The sequence below is a fragment of the Arthrobacter sp. 05T45 genome, from assembly GCF_056395875.1.
Genome location: NZ_JBFTKI010000016.1, coordinates 38,630 through 64,884, shown reverse-complemented (window position 1 = coordinate 64,884; position 26,255 = coordinate 38,630). Strand labels below are relative to the sequence as shown.

At 64.3% G+C, this 26,255-nt stretch carries 23 protein-coding genes and 1 tRNA gene; 9 read left to right on the top strand and 15 right to left on the bottom strand.

The genetic code is table 11. From position 1 onward, the window contains the following. Positions 1-4 precede the first annotated feature (4 nt). Positions 5-1,201 (top strand): cation:proton antiporter, encoded by a 1,197-nt coding sequence (locus AC1DGD_RS14975; protein ID WP_476857318.1) that lies wholly within the window; start codon positions 5-7, stop codon positions 1,199-1,201. 88 nt (positions 1,202-1,289) lie between these two features. Here AC1DGD_RS14975 and dcd read toward each other — a convergent pair whose 3' ends face one another. The 5 genes from dcd to AC1DGD_RS14950 form a co-directional block, all read right to left on the bottom strand. After that, positions 1,290-1,865, bottom strand: coding sequence for a dCTP deaminase (gene dcd, locus AC1DGD_RS14970; RefSeq protein ID WP_026538211.1), 576 nt, complete (start codon positions 1,863-1,865; stop codon positions 1,290-1,292). Between the two features lie 78 nt (positions 1,866-1,943). Next, entirely contained in the window at positions 1,944-2,390 is a 447-nt protein-coding gene (locus AC1DGD_RS14965; protein WP_476857317.1) for an SRPBCC family protein, read from the bottom strand. A gap of 234 nt (positions 2,391-2,624) precedes the next feature. Continuing rightward, positions 2,625-4,070: a tyrosine-protein kinase domain-containing protein gene (locus AC1DGD_RS14960; protein WP_476857316.1), complete on the bottom strand. Its 1,446-nt coding sequence runs from the start codon at positions 4,068-4,070 to the stop codon at positions 2,625-2,627. A gap of 54 nt (positions 4,071-4,124) precedes the next feature. Further along, complete coding sequence (locus AC1DGD_RS14955) at positions 4,125-4,853, bottom strand: hypothetical protein (RefSeq protein ID WP_476857315.1); 729 nt, start codon at positions 4,851-4,853, stop codon at positions 4,125-4,127. 30 nt (positions 4,854-4,883) lie between these two features. Beyond that, the gene (locus AC1DGD_RS14950) at positions 4,884-7,808 is read right to left on the bottom strand and encodes a CBM96 family carbohydrate-binding protein (RefSeq protein WP_476857314.1); all 2,925 of its coding nucleotides are present in this window, start codon (positions 7,806-7,808) and stop codon (positions 4,884-4,886) included. 440 nt (positions 7,809-8,248) lie between these two features. On the opposite strand from AC1DGD_RS14950, the gene AC1DGD_RS14945 reads away from it, so the two are divergent. Both AC1DGD_RS14945 and AC1DGD_RS14940 read left to right on the top strand, forming a co-directional pair. Continuing rightward, positions 8,249-8,701 (top strand): FAD synthase family protein, encoded by a 453-nt coding sequence (locus AC1DGD_RS14945; RefSeq protein WP_476857313.1) that lies wholly within the window; start codon positions 8,249-8,251, stop codon positions 8,699-8,701. A 1-nt stretch (position 8,702) separates the two neighbouring features. Then, positions 8,703-10,181: a glycerophosphodiester phosphodiesterase gene (locus AC1DGD_RS14940; protein WP_476857312.1), complete on the top strand. Its 1,479-nt coding sequence runs from the start codon at positions 8,703-8,705 to the stop codon at positions 10,179-10,181. Positions 10,182-10,227: 46 nt separating this feature from the next. Here AC1DGD_RS14940 and AC1DGD_RS14935 read toward each other — a convergent pair whose 3' ends face one another. Genes AC1DGD_RS14935 through AC1DGD_RS14915 form a run of 5 tightly spaced genes read right to left on the bottom strand, consistent with a single transcriptional unit; the run spans position 10,228 to position 15,679 of the window. Then, complete coding sequence (locus AC1DGD_RS14935) at positions 10,228-11,502, bottom strand: MATE family efflux transporter (RefSeq protein ID WP_476857311.1); 1,275 nt, start codon at positions 11,500-11,502, stop codon at positions 10,228-10,230. Beyond that, positions 11,503-12,261 (bottom strand): CDP-alcohol phosphatidyltransferase family protein, encoded by a 759-nt coding sequence (locus tag AC1DGD_RS14930; RefSeq protein WP_476857310.1) that lies wholly within the window; start codon positions 12,259-12,261, stop codon positions 11,503-11,505. After that, a complete protein-coding gene (locus AC1DGD_RS14925) occupies positions 12,258-13,700 on the bottom strand; it encodes a hypothetical protein (RefSeq protein ID WP_476857309.1) in 1,443 nt (480 codons plus the stop codon). Before AC1DGD_RS14925 ends, AC1DGD_RS14930 begins: the two co-directional genes overlap by 4 nt. Beyond that, a complete protein-coding gene (locus tag AC1DGD_RS14920) occupies positions 13,684-14,838 on the bottom strand; it encodes a glycosyltransferase (protein ID WP_476857308.1) in 1,155 nt (384 codons plus the stop codon). Before AC1DGD_RS14920 ends, AC1DGD_RS14925 begins: the two co-directional genes overlap by 17 nt. Further along, entirely contained in the window at positions 14,831-15,679 is an 849-nt protein-coding gene (locus tag AC1DGD_RS14915) for a glycosyltransferase family 2 protein (RefSeq protein WP_476857307.1), read from the bottom strand. Before AC1DGD_RS14915 ends, AC1DGD_RS14920 begins: the two co-directional genes overlap by 8 nt. 41 nt (positions 15,680-15,720) lie before the next feature. Between AC1DGD_RS14915 and AC1DGD_RS14910 the strand changes: the two genes are divergently transcribed. Continuing rightward, complete coding sequence (locus tag AC1DGD_RS14910; protein ID WP_476857306.1) at positions 15,721-16,503, top strand: SGNH/GDSL hydrolase family protein; 783 nt, start codon at positions 15,721-15,723, stop codon at positions 16,501-16,503. A gap of 14 nt (positions 16,504-16,517) precedes the next feature. Here the strand turns inward: AC1DGD_RS14910 and AC1DGD_RS14905 are convergent, their stop codons facing one another. The 4 genes from AC1DGD_RS14905 to AC1DGD_RS14890 all read right to left on the bottom strand — a co-directional run bounded on the left by AC1DGD_RS14905 (position 16,518) and on the right by AC1DGD_RS14890 (position 21,016). After that, positions 16,518-16,982: an LbetaH domain-containing protein gene (locus AC1DGD_RS14905; RefSeq protein ID WP_476857305.1), complete on the bottom strand. Its 465-nt coding sequence runs from the start codon at positions 16,980-16,982 to the stop codon at positions 16,518-16,520. A gap of 140 nt (positions 16,983-17,122) precedes the next feature. Beyond that, on the bottom strand, positions 17,123-18,382 hold the full coding sequence (locus AC1DGD_RS14900) for a glycosyltransferase family 4 protein (RefSeq protein WP_476857304.1): 1,260 nt from the start codon (positions 18,380-18,382) through the stop codon (positions 17,123-17,125). A 6-nt stretch (positions 18,383-18,388) separates the two neighbouring features. Next, the gene (locus AC1DGD_RS14895) at positions 18,389-19,354 is read right to left on the bottom strand and encodes an NAD-dependent epimerase/dehydratase family protein (RefSeq protein ID WP_223915147.1); all 966 of its coding nucleotides are present in this window, start codon (positions 19,352-19,354) and stop codon (positions 18,389-18,391) included. Positions 19,355-19,399: 45 nt separating this feature from the next. After that, positions 19,400-21,016, bottom strand: coding sequence for a sugar transferase (locus tag AC1DGD_RS14890; protein ID WP_223915145.1), 1,617 nt, complete (start codon positions 21,014-21,016; stop codon positions 19,400-19,402). A gap of 600 nt (positions 21,017-21,616) precedes the next feature. Here AC1DGD_RS14890 and AC1DGD_RS14885 point away from each other — a divergent pair. The 3 genes from AC1DGD_RS14885 to AC1DGD_RS14875 all read left to right on the top strand — a co-directional run bounded on the left by AC1DGD_RS14885 (position 21,617) and on the right by AC1DGD_RS14875 (position 23,087). After that, positions 21,617-21,690, top strand: a tRNA-Gly gene (locus tag AC1DGD_RS14885). A 90-nt stretch (positions 21,691-21,780) separates the two neighbouring features. Further along, entirely contained in the window at positions 21,781-21,930 is a 150-nt protein-coding gene (locus AC1DGD_RS14880) for a hypothetical protein (protein WP_018774018.1), read from the top strand. Further along, positions 21,927-23,087 (top strand): N(5)-(carboxyethyl)ornithine synthase, encoded by a 1,161-nt coding sequence (locus AC1DGD_RS14875; protein WP_476850773.1) that lies wholly within the window; start codon positions 21,927-21,929, stop codon positions 23,085-23,087. The genes AC1DGD_RS14880 and AC1DGD_RS14875 overlap by 4 nt, the downstream gene beginning before the upstream one ends. 58 nt (positions 23,088-23,145) lie before the next feature. On the opposite strand, the gene AC1DGD_RS14870 is transcribed toward AC1DGD_RS14875, so the two are convergent. Continuing rightward, entirely contained in the window at positions 23,146-24,501 is a 1,356-nt protein-coding gene (locus tag AC1DGD_RS14870) for an MFS transporter (RefSeq protein ID WP_476857303.1), read from the bottom strand. A gap of 140 nt (positions 24,502-24,641) precedes the next feature. Here AC1DGD_RS14870 and AC1DGD_RS14865 point away from each other — a divergent pair, with 140 nt between their 5' ends. Further along, positions 24,642-25,496 carry a LysR substrate-binding domain-containing protein gene (locus AC1DGD_RS14865; RefSeq protein WP_476857302.1) on the top strand — a complete coding sequence of 285 codons (855 nt, stop codon included), beginning with the start codon at positions 24,642-24,644 and terminating at the stop codon, positions 25,494-25,496. 240 nt (positions 25,497-25,736) lie between these two features. Continuing rightward, positions 25,737-26,132 (top strand): hypothetical protein, encoded by a 396-nt coding sequence (locus AC1DGD_RS14860; protein WP_476857301.1) that lies wholly within the window; start codon positions 25,737-25,739, stop codon positions 26,130-26,132. Positions 26,133-26,255: the final 123 nt, after the last annotated feature.

The following is a 26,255-nucleotide window of genomic DNA, read 5'->3' as shown; positions in this document are numbered from 1 at the left end:
CCGGATGGATCCGCTCGCGCTGACTCTGATCGAGCTGGGGGCCGTCGTCTTCTGCCTCGGCCTGCTGGCCAGATTGGCCGGGCGGATCGGCATGTCCCCCATCCCGCTCTATCTGGTGGGCGGGCTGTTCTTCGGGGCCGGGGGCCTGGTCAAGCTCGAAGGCATGCACGAGTTCGCGCACCTTTCCGGCGAGATCGGCGTAATTCTCCTGCTGCTTATGCTTGGGCTGGAATATACGGCGTCCGAGCTCGTCACCGGCCTGCGGCGGTCCTGGCAGGCCGGCGTCCTGGACCTGCTGCTCAATTTCCTGCCCGGTGCCGGGCTCGCGGTGATGCTGGGATGGGGCGTCGTGGGGGCCATGGTGATGGGCGGCGTCACCTACATTTCATCGTCCGGGATCGCCGCCAAGGTCATCACGGATCTTGGCCGGATCGGCAACCGGGAAACTCCGGTGGTCCTCTCCATCCTGGTGTTCGAGGACCTCGCCATGGCCGTGTACCTGCCGGTCCTGACCGCCACGCTGGCCGGCGTCAGCATCCTGCTGGGGCTGCAGACGGTGGGGATCTCCCTTGCCGTCGTCAGCCTGGTCCTGGTGGTGGCCCTTCGGCACGGACACCACGTGTCCAAGGCCGTGCACAGCGAAAACTCCGAAGTCTTCCTGCTCAATCTGCTCGGCTTGGCACTTCTCGTCGCGGGGCTCGCGGCCGCCATGCAGGTTTCTGCTGCCGTGGGGGCGTTCATGCTCGGCATCGCGATTTCCGGGGCCACGGCCCACAGCGCCACGCGCATCCTGGAGCCGCTCCGGGACCTCTTCGCGGCCATCTTCTTTGTTGTTTTTGGCCTCAACACCGACCCCCGGTCCATCCCCCCGGTCCTGGGCTGGGCCCTGCTGCTGGCCCTGGTGACGGCAGCCACCAAGGTGGTCACCGGGTACTGGGCGGCCAAGCGGGCCGGGATTGGCATTCCCGGCCGCTACCGCGCGGGCGCGGCCCTGATCGCACGCGGCGAGTTCTCGATTGTCATCGCCGGCCTGGCCGTTGCCTCCGGCGTGGTGCCCGCCGATCTGGCAGCCCTCGCCACCGCCTACGTTCTGATCATGGCGATCGTGGGGCCGCTGGCCGCCCGCTTTGTGGAGCCGCTGGTCCGGCTCCTGCGCCGTCCGGCACGGCGGCCCGCGTTCCGGACCTCGGGCCCGGCGTAACGCTGCCGCCCTGCGACTCAGCGCACTGGGTGCCTGGCCAGGAGGCTGGCTTGGCTGGCGCGGCCGTCCGGCCTGGCAGCCGTCCCGCCTAGATGTTGGTGAGGTGGAAATTCAGGTGGCTGCGGCTGGCCGTGGGCCCGCGCTGGCCCTGGTAGCGGTTGCCGTATTCCCCCGAACCGTAAGGGTGCTCCGCGGCCGAGGACAGCCGGAAGAAGCACAGCTGGCCGATCTTCATGCCGGGCCAGAGCTTGATGGGCAGCGTGGCCATGTTGGACAGTTCCAGCGTGACGTGGCCGGAGAATCCGGGATCGATGAAACCCGCCGTCGAGTGCGTCAGCAGGCCGAGCCGGCCGAGCGAGGACTTGCCCTCGAGGCGGGCCGCGATGTCATCCGGCAGCGTCACGGTCTCGTACGTGGAGCCAAGGACGAACTCCCCCGGGTGCAGGATGAACGGCTCGCCGGACTCAACTTCCACCAGGCGGGTCAGCTCGGGCTGTTCCTCGGCCGGGTCAATGTGGGCGTATTTGTGGTTGTCGAACAGCCGGAAGAACTTGTCGATCCTGACGTCCACCGAGGACGGCTGGACCATGTCGGGGTCGAAGGGTTCGAGGACAATCCGCTGGGAGTCAATTTCGGTTCGAATGTCGCGGTCAGAGATCAGCACAGGTTCAAAAATACCGCACGGGGCCCTGCCCGGCTTCATGAACGGGTGCAGCCGCCAAGTGTTACTCCAACGGGGCGTCTATTCCGTAACGGGCATATCTTCGAGGAGGGACTTGAGCCGCTCGAGTTGGCCGACCTCGGCCTTCATCCGCCGGCGGAAGGGTTTAGTCAGGCGGACAATGAACCCCCTGGGCTCGTAGTTCAGGGCGAATCGGACGCGGGTGCTGGGACCCTCGGTGCTCAGGTAGTAGCCGCCGTGCGGCCGGGCCGGCCCGACGATGACCTGGTACTGGATCTCCGCCCCCTTCCGGGCTTCGACGATTTCGAAGTCTGCGGCCACGGGTCGTCCGCCCGGTCCGGCGACCGTCTGCCGGTACACGGCACCTTTGGCGCCGGCGGCACCGGAGTGTAGTTCCACGCTCCGGACCCCCTCCCGCCAGAGTGGCAGGTGACCCGGGTCCAGGAGGAAGTTGTACACGCTCATGGCGTCACGGTGGATGACGACGTCGTACTCTGCGAATGCCACGAAAATCCTTGCTTGGCGGACGGCAATGGGCGTAGCCCGCTTCCCCCACAGTGCAGCTAACCAATTCAGGATATTCGCCCGGGCCGCCAGTACCGCGGCGGCTCCAGGTCCTTTACCGAAGAGTTACGGGGCCACCCCAGGGCGGTCGTCGCTCATCGCCCTGCGGGGCCCGCCAAAGAAGACCCGCCAAAGGGCCCCGCCAATGGCAGGGCCCGGACAACCCGGCAGACATCATCAGGTTTCCACACTCGCGAACTTGCCGCGGCGAACGTGGGCGGGCCGGAAGGAACCGTCGTCGCGGTTCTCGACGGGAGGGATGCGATCGGGATGTTCGGCGCCGTATCCGGCAACGTACGCCGTGTTGGCGTCGGGGCCCCGACGGGGGATCCTGTTTTGGACGACGCCGAGAATGTTGGCGTCGACAAAATTGAGCTGGTCGATTGCCTTGGCCAGGCTGTGTTGGCTCACCCTCTTCGTTCCGACCACCAGCAACACGCTGTCGGTGCTCTTGGTCAGCACACTGGCGTCGGTGACGGGGAGGATGGGCGGGGAATCGACGATGATCACGTCGAACTTTTTCTGCAACTCCTCCAGAAGTCGGCTCATGGCTGCTGAACCGAGCAGTTCACTGGGATTGGGCGGCAGAGGACCCGAGGCGAGCAGCGCCAAACCGTCGTCGGACCAGTACTGGATGCTGTCGTCGAGGCTGGACGTTCCGACAAGGACAGTGGTGAGTCCGATGCCCCCCTCGATTCCAGTCGCTGAAGCAACTGAGGGAAGACGAAGATCCGCATCCACGAGGATGACCTTCTGGCCGCCCTTGGCGATAGTGACGGCAAGGTTCAGCGCGACCGTGCTCTTCCCCTCCCCCGCTGACGCGGAAGTAACAACGATCGAGCGCATCGGCCGGTTCACACCTGCGAACTGGAGGTTCGTTCGAAGCTTGCGGAACGCCTCCGCGCCCGAACCGCCCAGGACCGAGGGAGGGGCCCCTGGCAGACGGCCGGCAGTCTGTTCAGTGATTCCTGCCAAGAGCGGCAGATCAGTCATCTTGCGCAAATCCGATTCCGTCCGGATGTTGCGGTCCAGGACATGGCGCAATACGGCCGCCGCGATTCCGGCTGCGAGCCCGTACAAGAGGCCCAGGCCGAGGTCCAGCTTCGCGTTGGGGCTCGACGGCTCGGTCGGCGTGGTGGCGTGGTCCACCGGGCTGAGCCGGACCGGGGTCGGCGTTCCGTTCGTGGGCCGCTCCAGGTCAGCGACAGCCGTGATGAGGCTGGCAGCGACGGCGTTGGCGATGTCGGCGCTCCGCTGGGCGGAGCCGTCCCTGGCTTCGATTTCGATGATCACCGTATTGCGCGCGGTGGATGTCTTGATCTTGGCGGCCAAGGCTTCCGGGGTCATGCCGAGGTTGAGCTTGTCGATGACGGGTTGGAGCACGGTCGGTTTTGAGGTGACGTCCACATACGATTGGACGCGCGCCAATGCGAAGACACTGCCCTGTTGCAGTTCCGCGGACGTTTCCGAGTTCTGCGTCGAAACGAAAAGGCTCGTCGATGCCGTGTAGGACGTGGGAGTCAGCAAGGATGCCACGCCCGCGAGTATCGTTCCCAGCAACGCCAGGACAGTGATCAGGCGCCAGCTTCGGCGCAAAATAAGCAATTGTTCACGGACGTCCATTGCGGGTCCTTTCACAGGCGGTGGTTGCTGCATTCCAGGCGAAGCGGCGCGGTTTCATGCGGCCAGCCAGGTGTAGCATCCATCCGACACGACACGGGCGGTGCCGGCCGGGATGGCGAAGGCCGACGTACCGTTCGATTGCGCAATCGACCCGCCTGCTGCGTCGTAGGCCACCAGTGTGCAGTTCGGGGAGGGATTCCATGCCTCGTACTTACCCACGGAGATTGAACCACCGCCTTCCTTGGGCGCTGCCGCACCGATGGTGAAGTCGCCGTCGGTGAAGCCGCGGCGCGCGGCATCGAGCTCGGGCTGGAGCCCGGGACAGAGATCATTAATGGCAGCGACCACCTCCGCGTCCACCTTCTCGATCAAGTGGGACACCACGGCCTTCTGGTCCGTGGCTTTCACATTTTCCAGTTGGGCGCAGCTTTCCTGTCCGACTTGAAGGACAGCGTTCGGGTCGGTGCCCTGGGGGACCCGTGAAGCGAGATACCGCTGCTCGGGAGGCGCAAAGGTGGGCTTGGGTGCAGCCTGCGGGGCTTGCGCCTCGCCGGAGGCGGCGGGGGTGTTAGCAGGTGCCGCTGTCTTGGCTCCCGTGGCGGGAGCCGAGGGGGAAGCCGCCGGAGGAGCGGCCGGAGCCTCTGAAGCTGAGGCGGACGGGGAGGTTGAGTTGGCGGACGCGGACGTGGCGTTGGGATTTCCGGGGGAGGTGCAACCGGCGGCTGCGAAGACCGCAGCCGCCAGAAGCACCATTCCCAGGGATTTCGAGAGACCGTTATACATGGGATGTTTTCTTTCGAGAGCTATTTTTACTTAGGGATTCGGCTCGAAGTTCAGTACCAGGGCCGGACGTTTGGCAGCAGAGGCTTCCCGCGAGAAGAACCACATGTTGTCGGTTCCAGCGCTCTGCATCGAGAAGTTGATGTCACCTGCGAGCGCTGCCGAGATTGCGGCCGCATCGAGCGAAATTGAGTACGACGCGTTCGGTGCCGTCGGACCGGTCAGCGTTCCCAGCAAGGTGCTGCTGGTTTGCGGGCGGTTGTTGTAGGTCGTCGTCGCCTCGGACCAGTCACCGGCCATCGCCACCGTCTGTTGTGGATCGGCGGACCCGGCAAAGGAGTCCGCGGTAGTTGAGAACTTCAAGGTCGCCGACACGAGGTGCTGGCCCGCAGGAACCTGCGAGGACGCATTGAACCTCATGTAGGTGATGTAGGCCAACGTACCCCTGGTGGCCAGGGTCGTGAAGGACCCTGTTGCGGTATTCGGCGCTCCCGCGTTCACGTAGGTGTCGGCGGTCGGTGTCAGCGTGAGCGTGACCGGCTGCGGGAGCGGAACCACCGTTGCGGATGCTTCGTTGGACGGGCCGCTGACATTGCCGGCCTCGTCGGCGGCGAGAACCTGATAGTAGGACGTTCCGGCCGGACGGCCCGCATCAGTCCAGCTGAGCGTGCTCCCGTTCACCGTGGCGACGAGGCTGGCTGCTGACGGGGTGAACCCGCTGGTATCGGAACGGTGGACCTGGTATTCCGTAACCCCGACGTTGTCGGTGGTTGCGTTCCAGGAAACGGCCACATCACTGGCATGTACCGCGGCCGCAACTCCTGTCACGGCCGCGGGAGCTTGTGTGTCGGGGACCGGCTGTCCGATTCCCTTGCCGATGTTGAAGTGGTCGGTGACCTGCGCTGCCGAAAGCACCGTCGGGTACACGGCGAACTCGTCGATGGAGCCGGCGAAGTAGTTGCTCGAGGGCCGCAACGGCCAGCTGTTCAGCTGGTCTCCGCCAATCTTCCACGAACCCCAGTAGCCCTGCGCTGCAGTCTGGTTCGGCAGCGCGCCGATCTGGGTTCCATCCACGTAAAGCCGCATGCCGTCGCTGCCCTGCGTCGCCACGGCGTGGTGCCAGGCGTTGTCGTTGTAGGGCAGAACCGAGCTAACCGTCCTCGTGCCGTTGACGTAGACACCGTAGATCAGCGTGCCCGCGTTCGTCATGTAGAGGTTCCGGTCGTAACTGCTGCTGAGTCCGGGATTGGTACCGTGCCGGTTGGGCTGGCCACTGCCGAAGCCGAAGATCTTCCCGCCCCGGGTCGTGTTCGTCTTGAACCACACCTCCGCGCTGTAGACGGTGGGCGCATTGCCCCGATTCTGGCCGTAGGCGAATGCGCTCGTGCCATTGAATGTCGTCGAGCGGCTGGTGTCATTGGCAATGGCTCCGGTGTCGCCGGCAAATGCCGGTCCGCCATAGCTCAGTTCCAGGTTGTTGCCCGCAGAGCTGTCGGCGCCGACCGTCGGACCGTTGCCGTCAAGCCGCCAGTACGTACTGGCACCTGCCCCAATGACAGCGGCCGGGTAGGCTGCGGTGTTCCTCGCTGTTGTGACGGCCACCGAGGCCGAGAGCGGACCGGTGTTGGTGCCGTCAGTCGCCCGGACGCGGTAGCTGTACAGCGTTCCGGGTACGGCTGTCTTGTCCGTGAAGGACACCTGGCCTGTCGACCACCACAGCGAGCTGGCATTAACAGTTCCCAGCGGGGTCGAAGAGCCGTTCCGGTAGACGCTGTAGCTCAGCTCCGAGTCGTCGTTGTCGAGGCTGGCCCGCCACCGGATCTGGTTTTCGCCGGCCTTGAGGCTTTCCGCGCTGACGTTGCTGGGCGAGGAAGGTGCCACAGTTCCCGGGCCGGGGCCGAACCTGGTCAGGCCCTGCTGGGCGGTGCCGTTGGTGGTGGTGAATTCGCCGGCGACCCAGAGCATGTCGCCCGAACCCCGATTCGTGTGGACGATGGCCCTGGGGCCAATGCCTTCACCAATCCCGTCGTTGGTATCAGGGCTCCACCCCAATTGGGGTGCCGGGGCGTTGACGCTCTGTGCCGTCAGGTGCTGCCGGACGCCGTCAGCCATTTCATTCATGGTCGAGCAGTCGTGCTCGTGGCTGGCGGCGTAGAGGACACCGCCATAGACGTCCACCGCCTGGGTGGCTCCGAGGCAGGTGTCCCTCCACACCTGGTCGTAGGTGTCAAGGCTGAATCGTGCCCGTCCGTCGAAGACGCCGCCTCCGGTGCCCTCGTTGCCGATGTAGAAGTTCTGCCCGTCGTCAACGATGGATTTTGTAAATGACGTGCGCGAGATGAACGTTGCGCCGTATGCCCTCACGTTCGCGCCGGTGTTCGTGTCGACGACGGCGATCGACTGGGATGCCACGCCGTTCACAGTTGCGAAATCGCCACCGAGGACGGCCACGTTGCGGCCGGCGGGGATGTCCAGCGCGCGGGCTGACGCGTTGACGGCCGGCGCCCATGGAAGGAGCGCGCCGTTTGAGTCCATGGCCGCGTAACGGCTGCGGGCCTCGGTCCCGACCGTTTGGAAGTCGCCACCGAAATAGACGGCGGTGTCGGTTGCGGCGATTGTCCGGACTGTGGCCGAGACGATTGCCGGCCGGAAGGTCGTGTCTACCGTGCAGCCAGGAAGCTTGACGGCAGCGATGCGGGTGGTGTTGACGCCGTTGATGGCCCCAAACAGACCGCCCACATAGAGCCGGCTGCCGTCCGGAGTTACCGCCAGGGCACGAACGGTTGTACCTGTGCCGCCCGTCACGGACAAGGCGCAGGAAGTGGGGTTGCCGGTGAACGCATCGAAGGCCGCGAAGTTCACCGCATTTCTTGACTGGGCGCTGCCGGCGGCGGTGCCAGGAGGCCGGATCTGGGTGAACGTTCCGCCGGCGTAGACAACACCGTTTGACTGGGCCATGGTCCAGGCAACGCCGTTTGTCTGCCAAGTCGGGAGGGCGTTGGCGGAAAACGCAACTCCCGGAGATAGAGCGAGCGCGGAGCTGCTGGTGGCAATTAACGGCGCCACCGCTAGCGCTATGCCCGCTAGAACAGCTGGGATTTTTTGACGCATGGAGTCCCCCCCGGTTACGTAATCATGAACTTCAGGGCTGAAGCTACCAAGATCAAATCAGCAAAGACCAAGGGCGGGAACGGTTGCTCCTACTAGCTTTTCCACCCCTCCTACTTGTCTTACTAGTCCCGCTACCTGCTTTAGCCGCCCGCCCACGCGTTTCTCCCCAAAGTGCTTTCCGTTAGGCAATAACACCCTCAGCATGGAATTGGGGGGACCAGCCCAGCGCCTCGACGGCCGGCCGGTGCCTATGACCTATTCGGCATTCGTGAAGAATCGAGTTCGTTGTGACTGTTCGTATCGGCTATGCATCCGGTGTCTACGATCTTTTCCATGTCGGGCACCTCAACCTGCTCAAACATGCACGGTTGCACTGCGACTATCTGGTCGCGGGAGTGGCTTCCACTGAAGCGACACTGCTTGTGAAGAACAGAGAGCCTGTCGTGCCTCTTCATGAACGGCTTGAGATCGTCCGGAATATCCGGCTTGTCGACGAGGTGGTGGTCGACAACTACCCGGACAAAGTAGACGCCTGGCATGCCGTTGGCTTCCACGTAATTTTCAAAGGCGATGATTGGCGCGGAACAGAAAAGGGAAACCGCCTCGAAGCCGGCATGCTGGCGCTCGGCGTCGAGGTGGTGTATTTTCCCTACACCGTTCACACCTCCAGCACCCTGCTGCGGCGCGCCCTGAACCTGCTTGATAACGGCCTTGAAGACAACGAGTCATTGAAGGCGTGAAATGCAGGCAAATCGAAGTGCGGGGAAATCAGGAACCGGCACTGGGAATATTCCGGACAATCGCAGAGCGCTCTCCCGGCGCCAGGCCATCTTCCTTGGAGCATCGGGATTATTTCTGGCCGGATGCACGCCCGCTCGTCCGCCTGTTCAAGCTCCACCAATTCACACAGTAGCCACGCTATTCGAAAATGATCGTTTTATTGTGGCTCACCGCGGCTCAGGAGATAACTGGCCGGAACACACTATGCACGCCTATGAGCAGTCGGTAAATTCCGGTGTTCCGGCGCTCGAAGTTTCGGTGAACGCCACCAAGGACGGCGTGCTGGTGTGCCATCACGACCAAAGTGCGCTCAGGGTGACCGGGCAAAACCGCAAGGTCGCGGAACTTACCTATGCCGAGCTCAGCGGCCTCCGGGTCGATGCCCGCGCTTGGCTTGGCCCGTCGACGGCCCTTGAGCCCATTCCGAAGCTACGGGACGTCCTTGACCGGTTCGCGGCTTCGCATGTCATCTTCATCGAAGACAAACAAGGCACGAACACAAGAACGCTTCTTGACCTGATGGACAGCTACCCGAATTCCACCGAGCATTTCATCTGGAAGCAACCGGCCCCCGCCCTCCAGGTTGCGGCAGCCGCCAAGCGCGGCTACAAAACGTGGGGGTACTTCATGCCGGATGCCATTCCCCGTTCGGACGAGCTCGCCGCCGGATTCGATTATCTTGGCGTTTACCACACCGCCGATGACGCGACGGTCCGCAAGGTCGTGGCCTACGGCAAGCCCGTCATCTGCTGGGAAATCCATACCCGTTCCGCTGCCAACCGCGTGACCAGCCTGGGCGTTCAAGGCCTGATGTGCTCAAACATCCCCTATGTGACATCGGCGACCGCGGAATCTCAAGACACGTTCTCGACCGGTTCCCGGGCCGCCGGCGACCTTCCTTGGACTGTGGACCAAGGCTGGGGAGCCCAACCGGTGATCGACGCGTCATCGGCATCAGTAGTGCTGGATAAAAGCGAGAACTTCAGCTACCGGCTGGGTTCAATGGGTCCTGTCACGAAAGAGATCCACAGCATTACGTTCGAAATGTGCTGGCCCCAGGAACTTCCGTCGAACCTTCAGCACGCCGGGATCGCGTTCGGGCAACAGGATGACACCCCCTACCGGGTGTTGGTGCCAAGCAGCGTCGGGGGATATCACCTGATCATTCGGCCGGCCGGAGAGCTGGTCCTGTACCGGCGCGACCCAGGCAATCCCGCCGGCACACGGCTACAGACGATCGCGACGTCACCCGTGAAGCCCGGGGAATGGATGCACTTCAAGATCGACGTTACGCCGTCTTCCATCCGGTTCTCGAGGGTAGACGGCGCCGGCTGGTCAGGAGAGACGATGGACCGGGAGTATCGCGGGGGCTACATCAGTCTCTGCAAGGATTACCCTGCCCCGGTCCCCGTGCAGTTCAGGGGTGTCACGGTCACCTAGACCGGATGCCGGTCAGGGCCGGCCACCCGCCGTGTTTCTGCCGCGCTCACCGGGCGTCAGCAGCCCGCCGGAGCTCGACTTCCGCCGGATCGGGCCGATGCAACGACGATTCTGTCCGGGAACGGGAACGGGATCTCGACACAACGGTGGCGGTCCCCCCGACGACAACCGCGGCCGCGACTGCCAGCGCAAACGCCCAGGCGGCGCCAACGGTGCCGCCGGCATACGCCAGGGCAAGGGGCAGCACAAGCGTCAGAAGGGCCAGAACTGCCCGCATGAGCGTCGACAGCCTGTTCGCCTGGACGGACCTGTAGTAGGCCAGCAAGACGGTGTAGGGAACCATCGCGACGTATTGCACCAAGTAAGGAAGTCGCAGCCCGGACGCAGCCTCCCAGGATGCGCCGAGCACGAGGGCCCCTATGGAGCCCGGCAGCAGCATGACGGCCGCGCCCCACAGCCCGGCCATGGCTGCCACGACCACAGCCGTTTCGATCAGCCGCATTCGAAAGACCGCAGTGCCCTTGGAGCGCACGAGCTCGGGAATGACAGCCATCTTGATAGCGGAAAAGGCGGTGTTGAGGGGCGAGAACAGCAATTGCGCCGCCCGCAGCGCACCCACGCCAGCAGCACCCAGAGGCAGCGCCAAGAGATACAGCACGACGAAGTTGGACGCATTGAGCGCTGAAAACTCCCCGAGATAGCGAAGCCCGGGGTTACGGTTGACGCCCAGCCAGCGCCTGCCGTCGCGCAGCGAAGGCAGCACCCGCCCCAGCAGGAGTCCCAGGACCAATGCTGCCGCTGCGCCGCCGCCCCAGCACAGAACGACGGCCCACACGGCTCCGGTGGTGGCCGCGACAGCCACCATGGACGTGATCGACAAAACGGCCCACACAGCGTCGATGAGCAGCGCCCGCCATGGACGGTGCTCGCAGATAAACAAATACCGGAGTGTGTCTTGGAGGAGCACGAAGGGCAGGCTCGCGGCGATGACAAACCAGATGAGGCGGGCCGATTGGTCAGCCACGACGGCGCCGGCCAGCAGCAACGGAACGGTGGCGGCTGCGACCAGTACGCTGGCACCCATAACGCCTCTTCTCACCGGGGCTTTCAGGGAGCCCGCGGCGGAGTATTTGACCAGCATTGTCTCTCCGATAAGCGCACGCTGGGCGCCCAGGAACAGGAGCAACCCCGCATAGCCCAAGGAGAACTGACCGAACTGGCCGGGGGTCGCGACATTGGCCGTAATGGCTACCGCGACGAAGTTCGAGATGCTGGATACGGCCTGATCGCCGAAGGCGACATACCTGCTCAGGCGGGCCATCTAGTCCATCCTTGCCAGGGCACGGGAAAACTTCGCCACATAGGCGGCGCAGAAGACGCAATGGAAGATCGCCAAAGCCGCGTAGCTGGGCAGGAATATGTTGATCCACGGCACTGTCATAAGGGCCAGGCACGTCACGCCGTAGTCGACTGGCAACGTGAGGATTGATCGCTTTATCGAAGTTGAGGCATCGTGGCCGGGAGGTGACGGGCGCTGCCCCGCCTGGCGGGTCAGCTGATCGAACAGTGCGCCGGCGAAGAAGATTGTGGAGTTGGCGAAAAGGAACACGCCGCACAGCGCGGCCAGCTGCAGCGCCGGAATGGAAGTTGTGCGCAGGAGGAAGCAGAAAACGGCTCCGTGCAGGACGACGATCCGCCCGCTGTCCAGCACGTGGTCGAGCCACTCACCCAATTTTGAGCTCCGTCCCTGGAGCCTTGCCAGCTGCCCGTCTGCGGAGTCGAGGACAAACCCGGCGGCGAGCACTACTCCCACCAGGGCTGAGCCTGCCCCGGTTCCTGCCCCGAGGGCCAGCCACAGCAACGCCCCGTAGGTAAGGAACGCCCCCGCGAAAGTCACCTGGTTTGGCCCGAACCGGGTGTTCCTGAGCGCGGCTGCGACCACCCGGCCGGCCGGTCGGTTGACGTACAGGCAGTACAGGGGCACCCCCTTCTTGCCTTTCTGCGCCAGGCTGAGCTCCCTGAAGGACTGGGCAAAACCGGGCCCTGCGGCATGTGGACGCTCGAGCTTGTCCGTACTCATTTCGTGTCACCTGGCTTTCGTTTGGCGCTCACGCTCAGAACAGCAATGGCCAGGGCGAGGATCAGCAGCCTCCCCATCGACTGCAGCAAAGAGCCGCGGAGCAGGATAAACATGTACCCGGAGAAGATGGCGACGCCCAGATAGCCCACCGATCCGGCGGACAAGGCACCCGCGCCGAAACCGACGTCGAGCCTTCTGCTCAGCAGTCCCAGCAGGGCGAATGTGACCGCCACCCCGAGGACCCCGAAATTGATCCAGGCCTCTGCCCACAGCGGGGACGACAGGTTGACGTTGGCACTGCTCATCCACTGGCCGACCTCAACACCGCTGTCGAGCGGTTTGGTCGGCCAGACGACGCGCGGCACCCAAAACAGCACGGCGCCAAGGAACTGGTACCCCCAGGTCAGTCCCTCATCCCGGGTGAACCCAAGGGTATTCGCGAGCATGCTGAACTGGTCATAGTCCTTGGTCGAGATCATCCGCCACACCGAGTCCGTCTGGAGCATGACGCCGGTCCCCGCTGCCCGGCGGGTGATGTCGCTTAGCGGAAAAAGGAAGATCGCCGCCACCACCCCGCCGACGATCGCCAAGTTGAAGAGGGCTTTGCGTGACCCGATGAGCGGCATGACCAGGCCGAAAAGCACGGCCAGCGTCCAGTAACGAGAGTTGGAGATCGGGTTGTTCACGACGACATTGAGCACCACCAGGCCGACTATTAATACGGAGTCAAGCAGGTTGAGGGAACTTCGGAGGACCCGGAATATGTGGATGTAGAAAATGAGCGCCACCAGGCAGGTTACGGAGCCGAAGGCGGAGATGATCGCCCGGGCGGCTTGTCCGCTGTCGGGGCTCACCTGGTCAAGGGCCTGGCTCGCCTCCTGCCGGCTGGCAAAGAACACGCTGATTCCGCCGACCTGAGCCACGTATATCAGCCCGCCCAGGATCGCGGCTGTCGCAAAGATCCTCAGGGTTTCCATGCTCCGCAGCCTGCGCACGGGCGCCGGGCCGCCCAAGTTCTTGAAGAGTCTGAGGTGATAGGCCAGGTCGAAGCTGACGCAGCCAAGAAGAGTGATGGCGGTTGCCGCGTACAAGGTCGAGTCGTCGACCTGGACGGCAAGGATGGTTGACGCGCCGGTCGACAATTGGGCCAGTGGAACCACGCCCAGGCAGACATAGACGAACATCCAGAAGACACCGGCTACCGGTCGCACCTGGTCTTTCCAGAGAATGGCACTCATGCGGAAAGCCGCATAGAGGAGCACCGAATATCGGATGAGGAAGTCAGTATCGCTGTAGGTGGCTTCCGACGTCGACCGCAGGATGAGCGGTATGGCGACGGCAAAACACAAGAAAGTCAGGATCGCCAGCGCCGCGCCGATTCCTGACTTCCTCTCGCCCGGCAGGCTGACCGGGCTCCGGAGGTCACTGCCGGCCAGCATCTATCGCCTCCGCATACAATCCCAGGAGACTTTCCGCGAGGGATTCGGCAGACCAGAGACCCAGGTGCAGCTCACGGGCCTGCGCACTCAGCCGGAGCCGCAGATCCTGGCTGGCCGCCACTGTGGCCATGGCTGCGTGGAAGGCCCCGGCCGTGGGCGCGGCGACAACCGCCGCGCCCGCTTTCTGCAAGGGCGCGGCCAGTCCACATTCCGAGGTCAGGATGATGGGCGTACCCACAGCCGCCGCCTCGATGATCACCATCGGGTAAGGCTCGTGGCGGGCGGGCAAAACGACGGCGGTCGCATGGGACAGCGCCTCCAGCACCTGGGGTTCCGTCAACTCCCCCGGAAGATCGAACCGGTCGCGGAAGCCTGAAGCCTCGATCAAACGGTGCACGCTCTCCAGTTCGCCTTGGTCAGGTCCGGCAACCACGAACCGGGCTTCCGATCCCTCCCGCAGGAGGGCAATGGCTGCCTCGACGAACACCGTGGGCTGCTTGCGCGCCGCCAGCCGCGAAACAAACAGAAAGGTGGGGGTCTGCGGGTCTTCCCACACGGTGCCGGGGTCGGCTGTAGCGTTCACCACCCTGCGCATCTTCGTCTTCGGCACGCCGAGGGACTCAAGGTTCTTTTCTTCGGCCTCCGTCAGGGTCAGCCATATTTGCGGCGTCCGCATCGCCCGACGGAAGATCAGCGCATCGAACACCCGCAACCCGCGCGAACGCGGCGCTGCCAGCATGCCGTGGGCCTGCGCGATGACGGGAATGGCAGCACCGCGGAGCACCAGGGCGCTGAAGGTCGTGATGAAGTCGCGGCAGAGGTGCAGCTGGACGACGTCGACCTGGCGGCTCCGGTCCCAAACATGCCTGACGAGGCCAACCCCAATCAGGCCCCTGAGACGCGCGCCCCGGAAAGGGCGCCGGACGCGGAAAATTCTTTCATGCGGTTCCGGGCGAGTGGCCGGCCGGCCGCCGAGCCAGCCCCCGACGAGTTCAACAGCGGCACCGCGGCGCACCAGCGCTGCAGTCTGCATGCGCGCGACCGCCCAGACGCCGCCCGCGACGGCCCCCGGGCCGGCCAGGCCGCCGATCTGCAGCACGCTCAGGGGCGGCCTCGACGATGCGCGATTTTCAGACATGCTCAGCCAGCCGGCTGCCGTTTTGCTGTAGTTCGCGGGTCTTCAGGCCGATCTGCCAGTAGTACGTGGCCAGGGCGACGGCGTAGTCCATGCCGGCCCGTCCGTCCAGGAAGCCGCCCCGGACGATGTAGCTGTAGACCCAGAAGGCAACTGGTTTGAACGGGACGACATCAAAGCGCTGGCCTTGCATGCTTTTCGACGAGCGCACCGAGCGCCGCATGGCCGGGTCGGCATGGATGTACGCCTCCCAGTCGGAGTACTTGTTGTGCCTGTCGAACCAGGTGCGGACCGGATCCAGATCGTGGTGTGCCAGCAGGCCCGCTGTGCGTCCCACCTCACCTGTCGCCTCTGGCTGGTAGTGCACTTCCAGCTCTGTCATCACCGGGAGATTCACCAAACCAGTGTCCTCATAGCGGTTGAAGCCCCGCTTCAACAGCGAACGCTTGACCACCCGGTGGCCGTGTTTGAGGACCTTGCCAGCGAAGTGATAGGAGATGGGGATGTCGAAAGCCACACGGCGTTCCAGCGGATCCGAGACGATCACGGCGATTTCCTCGATCAGTTCCCGGCTCGGAAATTCGTCGGCGTCAAGGAACAGGATCCACGGGTGGCGCGTCGGCGCATGTTCAAGCTGCCACTGCTTCTTCTGCGGATAGGCCCCGTTCCAGGTGAAGTTGATAACGGTCGCACCGCCGGCGGCGGCAAGTTCCGCGGTCCGGTCGGCGCTGTTTGAATCGACCACGATGACCTCGTCAAAGTCGCTCAGTGCCGCCAGGCACCTCTCGATGCTCGCCTCTTCATTTTTCGTCTGAATCAGGACCGAAGCTGGTATCTTCTGCATTCACTTCCCCCTCGAGAGTGGATTGCCGATAGTCTTTGCGAATGGATTTTCTGAAGAGCACAAACAGGACCAGATCATCCTTCCGGTTCCGTCACGTGAAGGAACTTGGATTTGGCCTGCTGGCCGTCGTGGCGGTCATGATTGCTGTGCTGGCATTCACCGCGCGGGGCAACGGGGCCGCTCCCTCGCCGGCTCCAGCTGCCAGCACGCCGGAATCGAGCCGTGCCGCGGTCCCAAACGTTGACATCATCGGCGACTCCTACGTTGTTGGCTCCGACCAGGGTGGCTACGGAGCAGCAAACTGGGCAAAGATCGTCGGGTCCCGCTTTTACTCGGAATCCCATCCGGTCGACATGAACGTCATCGGCCATCCCGGCGCCGGGTACATCGTCAGGGGAACCGAGAAAGTCACGTTCGCCGAAGCCGCCACCACCAGCCTGCGCTCGACGGCAGATCTGGTTCTCGTCTTTGGGAGCAGGAACGACGGTAAGCAGGACCCTGCAACGATGGCTGCGGCTGCGACGGATCTCTACACAAAGATCCACGAGCGGGCGCCCCACGCGAAGCTGATCGTCGTCGGGCCGGCCTGGGTCAACGAGCGGGTGCCGGACTTCATCACCAGTGACAGCAAGGCGATCGCCGGGGCAGCGTCTGCCAGTGGCATTCAGTTCGTCGACCCGTTGAGCGAGCGCTGGTTCTTCGGCGCCGATTCCAAGCTCATCGGCGCCGACGGCGTCCACCCGACCGACGCCGGCCATCAGTACCTCGCCGACAAGATGTACGCGTTGATTTCCAAGACCCTGGCCACCATGGCTACCCCCTAGGATGCATTGTGCCATCACAGGACATCATTTCCCCGGAACCGTTCTCTGATCACTGAGGGGCCGGGCACCCGCCCGTAGACAGCATTCGGCGGAACCTCACCACGGACCACGGTGAGCGGCTCCACGACGGCTGACTGGCCAATGTGGGCTCCGCCGAGCACCATGCAACGCGAGGTGACCCATGCACCATCGTCAATGTAAACGGGGCTGGTTATCAGGCCCATGTCGCTGCGGGCCCGGTGGCTTCCCGTGGTGATGAAGCATTCCTGTGAAACCACAGCGTTGGCGCCGATGTAGACATCGTCCTGGTTGTGGAACCAGACGCCCTCACCAATCCAGCAGCCGGCCCCGATGTGCAGCTTCCACGGAAACTTGACGCGGGTGCGGGGCCGGAATGTGACGCCCGGACCGATCTCGGCGCCGAAAGCCCGCAGCACGGCGACCCGAAGCCGTGAACTTATCTGCCAGGGGTTGCTCACGAACAATAGCTCGCAGGCCCCCCACAGATAGACAATCGCCCGTGGCCGGTCCCAGGCCTCACCGGCGCCCGGCGCCTGAGCCAGATCAATGACAGGCGTCTGCCGCCCTGGTCCGGCGTCCGGCGATGATTGTGCTGGCATCAGGACACCGCCTCGGCAGTCTGCGCGGACCCTTGTGGTGCCAGACGGCGGTCCGCAACGGCTTTGGCCAGCACTTCTTCGAATCGGGTGGCGATCGGACCAATACCAAACCGCTCGACGGAAAGCTGGCGGCTTCGCTCTCCGGCGGAGACAAGCGCCCCTGGCGACTGGACCATCCCCTGGAGCCAATCGGAGGCACCCACCACACCCTGCGCGTCCGGAGTCCCGACATACCCGCCGGCCGCCCCGATGTCCACGGCCGCTGGATTGTCCCGCGGCATGAGTCCCAGGACGGGACGGCCAGCCGCCAAGGATGAGAGCACCTTGCTGGGTATCGAAAACTTTGACGCCCCGGGCTCCAGGAGGGCCAGGAGCACGTCAGCGGAGCCGAGCATTTCAGAGAGTTCGGAAGCAGGCTGGAACGGCAGCAGGGTGATCGGCAATTCCGGCTGCCGCTCCGCGATCTGGCGCACGGCTTCAATCCCTTCCCCCTCCGAGGCGACCACGAGACGCGCCGGGATGCCCTTGCCCAGGGCGGCGCGCAGGAGATCAATCAACAGCAGCGGATTGTGCTTCCGGCCGAGCGTTCCGGCATAGAGCAGACGGATCTCCCGGCCCTGCGGGAGATGGGCGCGCGCCCACCCGTTGTCCCTTGGCCCGGGCAGGATCTCACCGAGCGGCGCCCAGTTTGGAATGACAGAAACGTGGCGCACATCGAGGCCCCAGCGCCGGTACGCCCGGCGGAATTCCTCGCCGATTGCGACGACCTGGCTGGCACTGCGGACCAGGTTCTTCTCCGTGCGCGTGACCCATCGCTGCGCTGCCGGACCGACAGCCGCAGGCAGCCGTTTCCTGATCTCTTCTCCGATGGCTCTGCTGAAGAGGTCCTGATGCCACAACACCCAGGGCTGCCCCGACTTTGCCATCGTTGAGCTGAATCTGTTCAGGACGAACAACGGAACGTTGCATGCCACGACGCAATCGGGACGGGCCTGCTCGAGGTGGCTGACCCAAGCTTGGGCAAATGACTTCTCGAACCGCATCCGTCCCAACGGCGAATACTTCTCGAAGGTCCTCACGGCGGTGATTCCGCGGAAAGTCAGCGCGTCCGGGTCACCGTCCAGGCGCTCCAGCTTTCCCTTGCCACTGGGATACTGGGTCGCGTAGGCGTGTTCGACGTCGTGTCCCCGCGCGGCGAGTTCCCGGGAGAGCTCCGCCTGGAACGGGTGCCCGGCGAAGTCGTGAATATGGATGCGCACGGGGGTTCACCCCTGCGCCTTGAGCTGGTCGAAGATCCACTCGTAGGTCTTTTCCAGTCCGGTCCGGAGCGTGATGGACGGCTCCCAGCCGTACGTGGCATGGAAGAGAGTGTTGTCGCTGTTCCGCCCGCGAACTCCCTGCGGGGCGTCGAGCTTGTAGTGCCTGGTCACCACGGTGCCGGAGATCTGCTCGAGGAGATCCACCATCTGGTTGATCGAGACCAACTCAGAGGATCCCAGGTTGACGGGCTCGGTCAAATCGCCGTGCAGGACGTCTTTAGTGCCCTGGATGCAGTCGTCAATGTACATGAAGCTGCGGGTCTGTTCGCCGTCGCCCCAGATCTCAAGATTGGTGTCGCCTGTCAGTGCCGCCCGTGCGAACTTGCGCGAGAGTGCGGCCGGCGCCTTCTCCCGCCCACCGTCCCAAGTGCCGTGCGGGCCGTAGACGTTGTGATACCGGGCGATTCTGGTCTGCAGCCCGAAGTCCTCGCGGTAATGCCGGGCCATGCGCTCGGTAAAGAGCTTCTCCCATCCGTAGCCGTCCTCCGGCTGTGCGGGGTACGCGTCTTCTTCACGCAGTGCGATGACGTTAGAGGACGTTTGATGTCCGGCAGCATAAACGCAGGCTGAGCTGCTGTAGAAGAACCGCTCAACGCCTGCTTCCTGCGCTGCCATGAGCATGTGAGTGCTGGTGAGCACAGTCAGCATGCAGGCCGCCTTGTTGTTCTCAATGAAGCCCATGCCGCCCATGTCGGCGGCGAGGTTGTAGACGTACTGCACGCCCCGGTTGACCTCGCGGGCCGTCTCCAGCAGCGAGCAGTCGCCCTGGATGTTCTCCGCCTCCGGGTGCACCTGGTACCACTCTGCAAAAGGCTTGCGGTCTACTGCCCGGACTGATTGTCCGTCTTTGAGGAGTTGGGCCACCAAATGGCCTCCGATGAATCCACCAGCCCCCGAAACAAGTGTGGTCATTGCCTTGCCTTTCTCAATTTTTGTAGAACAGAAACCCTTGGTTTGTCAGTAGGCCCCGACCGGATTGATGAGCATCTTTGCTGTGCGCCAAAGGATGATCAGGTCTCCGGCCAGCGACCAGTTTTCGACGTAGTACAAATCCAGGCGGACGCTGTCGCGCCAGTTCAGCTCCGATCTCCCATTGATCTGCCACATGCCTGTCAGGCCCGGTTTGATGTAGAGCCGCCGGAGCACCTTGTGGTGGTAGTTGTCGACCTCGCGCTGCAGCGGGGGCCGTGGACCGACCAGGCTCATGTCGCCCTTAAGGACGTTCCAGAACTGCGGCAGTTCGTCGAGGGAGTGCTTGCGCATCCAGCGGCCGACCCCGGTGACCCGCGGATCGTTGTGCATCTTGAAGAGCACACCCGCGCCCTCGTTGTGTTCCAGGAGCCCGGCGAGATCGTCCTCCGCGGTTTCGACCATTGACCGAAATTTCAGCATGTTGAATTTCTCACCGCCGCGACCCACCCGTTCCTGCCTGAAGATCACGGGCCCGGGGCTGTCCCGCTTGATCATCACCCCGAGGACCAGAAACACCGGGATGAGCGCCACCAGGGCCGCGGCGGCCAACGTGATGTCGAATAGCCTCTTCAGAGCATGCTTGGCGCCGGCGTACTGCGGCAGTTCCACGTGCATGAGGGGCAGGCCCTCCACGGGACGGGAGTGGATCCGGGGACCGGCGACGTTGGTCAGTCCGGTGGTGAGGATCAGCTGGGTGGACGACTGTTCCAGCTTCCATCCGAGTCGTTGTATGTAACGGCTGCCGCCCTTCATGGGTCCGGCCACGATGACAGCATCGGCGTCCACGGAAGCCACTGCTTCCACGACGCTCCGCTCGTCTCCAATGACGTTGAGGACATGGCTGCCCTGGGTGAAGGTGCCGGCGCCGGCGGACCCGGAAAGTGCGACACCCACGACCTTGTACGCCGCACCGGACTTCTTTTCGATCTGGCTGACGACGTACCGGACGTCATTCGGCCGGCCCAACACGATCACACGCGAAAGGTAATGGCCGTGAACCCGCTGCCTGGACAGCCACTGACGCATGCTCCAGCGTGCCGCCAGCAGGCCGGTCAGCCCGGCGGGCAGGGCGAGCGCGAAGAATCCCCGGGCCACGTCGATATTCAGGACAAAGCAAACCAGAGCGATGAGGCCCAGAAGCATTGCGCTTGCGCTGACGACCCGTCTGTATTCGTCGATTCCGATTCCGACGATCCGCGTGTCCCTGCTCTTGTACAGCCCCAACGCAAGCATCCAGGCGGCCGCGATGACCACGGAAATGTAGAGGTAATCCACTCGGAACTCGCCCACTTGAACCGAACTCACTGTGCTCAACCCGAACCGGGTGATGTGGGCCGCCGCAGTCACTGCCGCAATCACCAGGGCGTCTGCGGCTATCAGCAGATGCCGATAACGGTTTGCCCAACGAATGCCCTCGCGACGGGAGCTGCTCGCAAGCCGGAGTTTCGCCGACCTGAAGTCGGGAAATGGGATGGACGGCGGGGCTAAAGCTGCCGCGCCGGCAGCAGACCTCGGTGAATCTTGCGTTCGTGGGGTGACCCGGACATGATCCGGGGATCGATACCCCGTATGGACCGGAACGCGCTGCTTGAGCTCACTCATGCTTGCCGCCAATAGCGCCGACAGGACCACTGAACCCGGCCGTCCGGCGGCCCTGATGCCATGCCAACTGCGTGGCCCGCGAGTGGCCTTGATCCGGCACGTTTGGGTGGGCAAACCCACCCGTTGGCAACAAAGGACGGGCCACCATCAACTTTTGGTCGTACATGTGAGACCTTCTAGCGACTCGGTTGGCTGTGGTCTCCTCCAGTAAATTCGATGGCTTTCTGCTGCACACGAGTGTGGCCTACCCCTCTTGAGTTGGTGGACCACTCGTCAAATTCGCCGCCACGGGCGGACTACTTGCGCCCATTACCCGGATTCGAGACAGCACTACCCATTTCGGGGTGCGGTTTCGGCTCGCTTTCTGTGCAGATGAACGAGGCGTTCCCACAGCGTTTCGGGGAAATGACGGGCGCGGGGATGCCGGGATCAGCGATCTTCAGAGCGAGGGACACCGCAGGCGCGCCATCCGGTCACAATCACGCCACCCCGGCGTGGTACCGGCCAGGCGAGCGCGGCGTGTACAACCTCGAACTCAGACTGAGGTAATGTAAACCTCGTTGATCGGGACTCACGGCTGGAATTCAGGCCGGTCCCACTGCGGCTGTAGCTCAATGGTAGAGCGCTAGCTTCCCAAGCTTGATACGCGGGTTCGATTCCCGTCAGCCGCTCCAAATGCCCCCACAGCATCCCGGGCTCCTATTAGGTTGCTACCTGTATCGTCGGAAGTCAGGAACCTCTTCGGTTCCGCTACAGGAGCAATCATGGCTGACAAATCCCCCCGTCAAGCAGCATCCAAGAAATCCGGCAAATCCATTAAGGAAAAGCGCGCTGACAAGAGGGCCGCTTCAGCGCCGGCCAGCTCCCTCGATAAAGTGACCGCCGCAAAGACGGCGAGCCCCAAAAAGAAGTGACCCGTTCACCGAATTACCTCACGCTCGGCATCCTCGCCGGCACACGCAAACCGGACGAGCGGCGCCTCCCGATCCACCCCCTGCACCTGGACCGCATCGCGCCGGAGATCCGGGACCGGTTGATCCTCGAGGAAGGCTACGGCGAGCGCTTCGGCCGGTCCGACGCCGAGCTCGCACCCCTCGTGGGGCGCATCGCGCCGCGACAGCAACTGCTGGCGGAAGCCGACGTCGTCCTCCTGCCCAAGCCGCAACCCGAGGACCTGGCCGAACTCCGGGACGGGCAGGTCCTTTGGGGCTGGCCGCACTGCGTCCAGGACCGGGCCATCACCCAGCTGGCGATCGACAAGAAACTCACGCTGATCGCCTTCGAGGCCATGAACCACTGGGCCAGCGACGGCGGGTTCGGCCTGCATGTCTTCCACAAGAACAACGAGCTCGCCGGCTACTGCTCCGTGCTGCATGCCCTGGCGCTGACCGGTTCCACCGGGGACTACGGCCGCCGGCTGAGCGCCGTCGTGATCGGCTTCGGGGCCACCGCCCGCGGCGCTGTGACGGCGCTGAATGCCCACGGCGTCCATGACGTGCAGGTGCTGACCAACCGCGGTGTTGCCGCCGTTGGCTCTCCCATCCACTCGGTACGCATCGCGCAGTTCGACCATGACAGCGAGGCGCCGTTCCTGAGCGAGGTCATCACCGAGCGCGGGCGCGTGCCGCTGGCGCCGTTCCTGGCCGCGAGCGACATCGTGGTCAACTGCACGCTGCAGGACCCCAACGCGCCGCTGACCTACCTGCGCACCGGGGACCTGGCCGCCTTCCGGCCCGGCAGCCTGATCGTGGACGTCTCCTGCGACGAGGGCATGGGCTTCAGCTGGGCGAAAACCACCACCTTCGCCGAGCCGATGTTCAAAGTGGGTGACCACATCGACTACTACGCCGTGGACCACAGCCCGTCCTATCTGTGGAATTCCGCCAGCTGGGAAATCAGCGAGGCGCTGCTGCCGTTCCTCGAGACCGTGGTGTCCGGCCCCGAAGCCTGGGCGGGAAACGAGACCATCCGCCGCGCGATCGAAATCCGCGACGGCGTGGTCCTGAACCCGGATGTGCTGCAGTTCCAGCAGCGGGAAGCCGAGTTCCCGCACCGCCCCTTGGAGCTCTAGGGGTTTCCGCGACGAATTAGGACAGCCGCTGCGTGGATCCACGTAGCGGCTGTCCTTTTTAGGTGCGGAAATCGGTCCGGACGATCCGCAGCAGCCGGCGCCGGTCCTTCAGGTCCACTTTGAGCATGAGCTGCCCGCGCCGGGCGAGGACGACGGCGACGGTCGCGGCAGCCAGCACCGGGACGCCGCCGGAGACGAGGACGGCGGTGTGCGGGTCCGCGTGCTCGGCCAGCCAGCCCATCATCGGGCCGCCGATCGCCTGGCCGCCGATCAGCACCATGATGTACAGGCTCATGACCCGCCCGCGGATGGCCAGGTTCGCGCTGACCTGGACCAGCTGGTTCGCGGCGGTCAGGAACATCAGGCACCAGAATCCGGCCAGCACCATGGCCGCGCCGAACCAGGCCATGGACGGTGCCAGGGAAGCCAGGCACAGCATGAGCCCGTACATCCCGGCGCCCAGCACCACGGAGCGCAGCCGCAGGGCGCGCCGCCGGGCCGACGTGATGGCGCCGGCCAGGGCGCCGAGGGCCACGAGCGTGTTGAGCAGCCCGTAGCCGCCGGCACCGGCGTCGTACACGTGGTCCGCGAAAGCGGCCAGCAGCACCGGCAGGCTCATCGCGAACACCGCGATGAACCCGGCCATCAGCCAGGGCCAGTAGATGGTGGGCTTGCTGAGCGCATAGTCCAGGCCTTCCCGCAGCATGCCCGGGCGCTTGGGGGCCGGGGTGCTGACATGCAGCTGGTCCTTGCGCAGGCTCAGGAGCATGGCCACCGTGAAGCAGCAGGCCACCGCATTGGCGGCAAAGGCCCAGCCGGCCCCCACGGCGGTCAGCAGGATCCCGGCGATCGCAGGACCGATCAGGCCGCCCAGCTGGAAGATCGTGGAGTTCACGCTGATCGCGTTTCGCAGATAGCCGGGGCCCACGAGCTCGTTGACGAACACCTGGCGGGCCGGCTGGTCCAGCACGGTCACGAGGCCCAGAACCAGCGCGATCGCGTAGACGTGCCCCACCTCGATCCGCTGGCTGAGCGCCAGGACGGCAAGGACCGCGGCCAACGCGGCGGCCACCGACTGGCACAGCATGAGGATCTTCCGCTTCGCGAAGCGGTCCGCCATCATGCCGGCCCACGGGCCGAGGAACAGGGACGGCAGGAACTGCAGGGCCACGGTGATGCCGACGGCGGTGACGGAACCGGAGAGCTGGAGCACCAGCCAGTCCTGGGCGATCCGCTGCATCCAGAGCGCGATGACGGCGACGAAGTGCCCGATCGCGAAGATGCGGAAGTTGCGGACCTTGAGCGAAATGAAAGTGTGGCGCCAAGGCAGAGGCTGGCTGACGACGGCGAGTGGTTGGGTGATGGTGTCCGGCAGGGAAGCTGCGTTCGCCTCTAGCGGCGGAGGGGGTGCCACGGAAAAGTCCTCAAAAGAGCGGGTGAGTGGAATGGACTTAACGCTAGGCTGGCCCTAAGAGATTATGGAAGCCTATTCCACGCATAACTCGCATTACAAAACGCAATGCAGGGTATGCGGCACCTGATCCGGAGACCGCCATGTTCGAACCCGCCCAGCTCCGCTCGTTCCTGGCCGTGGCCGAAACCTTGAGTTTCACCAAGGCCGCCGAGCGCCTCGGCCTGGCCCAACCCACCGTCAGCCAGCACGTCCGCAAGCTGGAGACCGCCGCCAAGCGGGTGCTGATTGCCCGGGATACCCGGGATGTACGCCTGACCGACAACGGCGATGCCATGGCCGGCTTCGCCCGCAGCATCCTCGCCGCGCACGACTCCGCCGCCCGCTATTTCTCCGGCTCCGCCATGCGCGGCCGCCTGCGCTTCGGCACGGCCGATGATCTCGCCATCACCGGGCTGCCACGCATCCTCCGGGAGTTCCGGCAGATCTATCCCCAGATCAACCTCGAGCTGACGGTCGGGCAAAGCGACCAGCTCTACAAGCGCCTGAACGCCGGGCAACTGGATCTGGTCTTTGTGAAATGGGTGGCCGGGGCCAAGGACGGAACCGTGGTCCAGCAGGACGCCTTCGCCTGGGTCGGCCTGGAGCAGACCGTGCTGGAACCGGCTGATCCTGTCCCGCTGATCGCCTACCCCTCCCCCAGCCTAAGCCGGACGCTTGCGATCGACGCCCTGGAGGCCACCGGGCGCACCTGGCGGATCACCTGCACCACGCGCCAGATCAGCGGCGTACTGGCCGCCGTCCGGGCCGGCATCGGCGTGGCGGTAATGCCTTCCTCCCTGGTGCCGGAGGATCTGAAAATCATCACCCGCCGCTTCGATCTGCCGCCGGTGGGCGACGTCGATTTCACGCTCATCCGCAATCCGCTGGCCAATACCGAGGTGATCGATGCCCTCACGCAGGCGATCGTGGGCCGGACCCTGAAGCGACCGGCCTGACGCGCGGGCGGTCCCGCAGCCAGCGCTGATCCTGCCACGGTACCTACGGGGCGGACTACCCGGACCCGAGCAGTACTTACTTGACCATTGAACCGTGCACGTACTTCATCTATCCTGACACTACTTAAGATCCACCGTTCGAGGTCAAGCAGTGGCCCACGACAACGATTCGAAAAACGAACGCTGTCCGTCGCTGGCGCCTGTGGCTGGCGTCGGAACGTTCGGGATAGGCCGCCATTGATGCCAGCCATTAATCACCCCCGATTGCCCGCCCCCGCCGCCCACGCGACAAAGTCCGCCCGTCAGGTAACCGCGCCGGCCCACCCCGCAGCGGCCATGCACCACTCGACCGCCGGAATGCAGCACTCAGCCGCGGCCCAGCACGCGGCCACCCCGGGCCAACGGGGAATCCGCCCGGCTACCCTCGCAGAGTCCGATTATGTGGCCAGCCCGTACTGCGAACGCTGCGGCACGGACGAGTTCATTTACCTGGAGACCTTCGTCCCGGCCACGCACCGGAGGGACGGCTCGGTCAGCAAGCTCGGCGAGGTCACCTACTTCTGCTCGGGCTGCGACGATTTCTCCGCCCACGCGGTCCCCGCTTCCTGGGTCCCGCCGGGCTGGTACTTCGGCTAGCCCCGGCTCTACTTAGCGCCTTCGCCGTTAAACGCCGCCGCCGTGCCGCACCTTATGGTGCCTGCACAGCGGCGGTGTTTTTTGGGTTTCAGGGTTTTAGCACGCCCGAGACGGGGTTCTAGC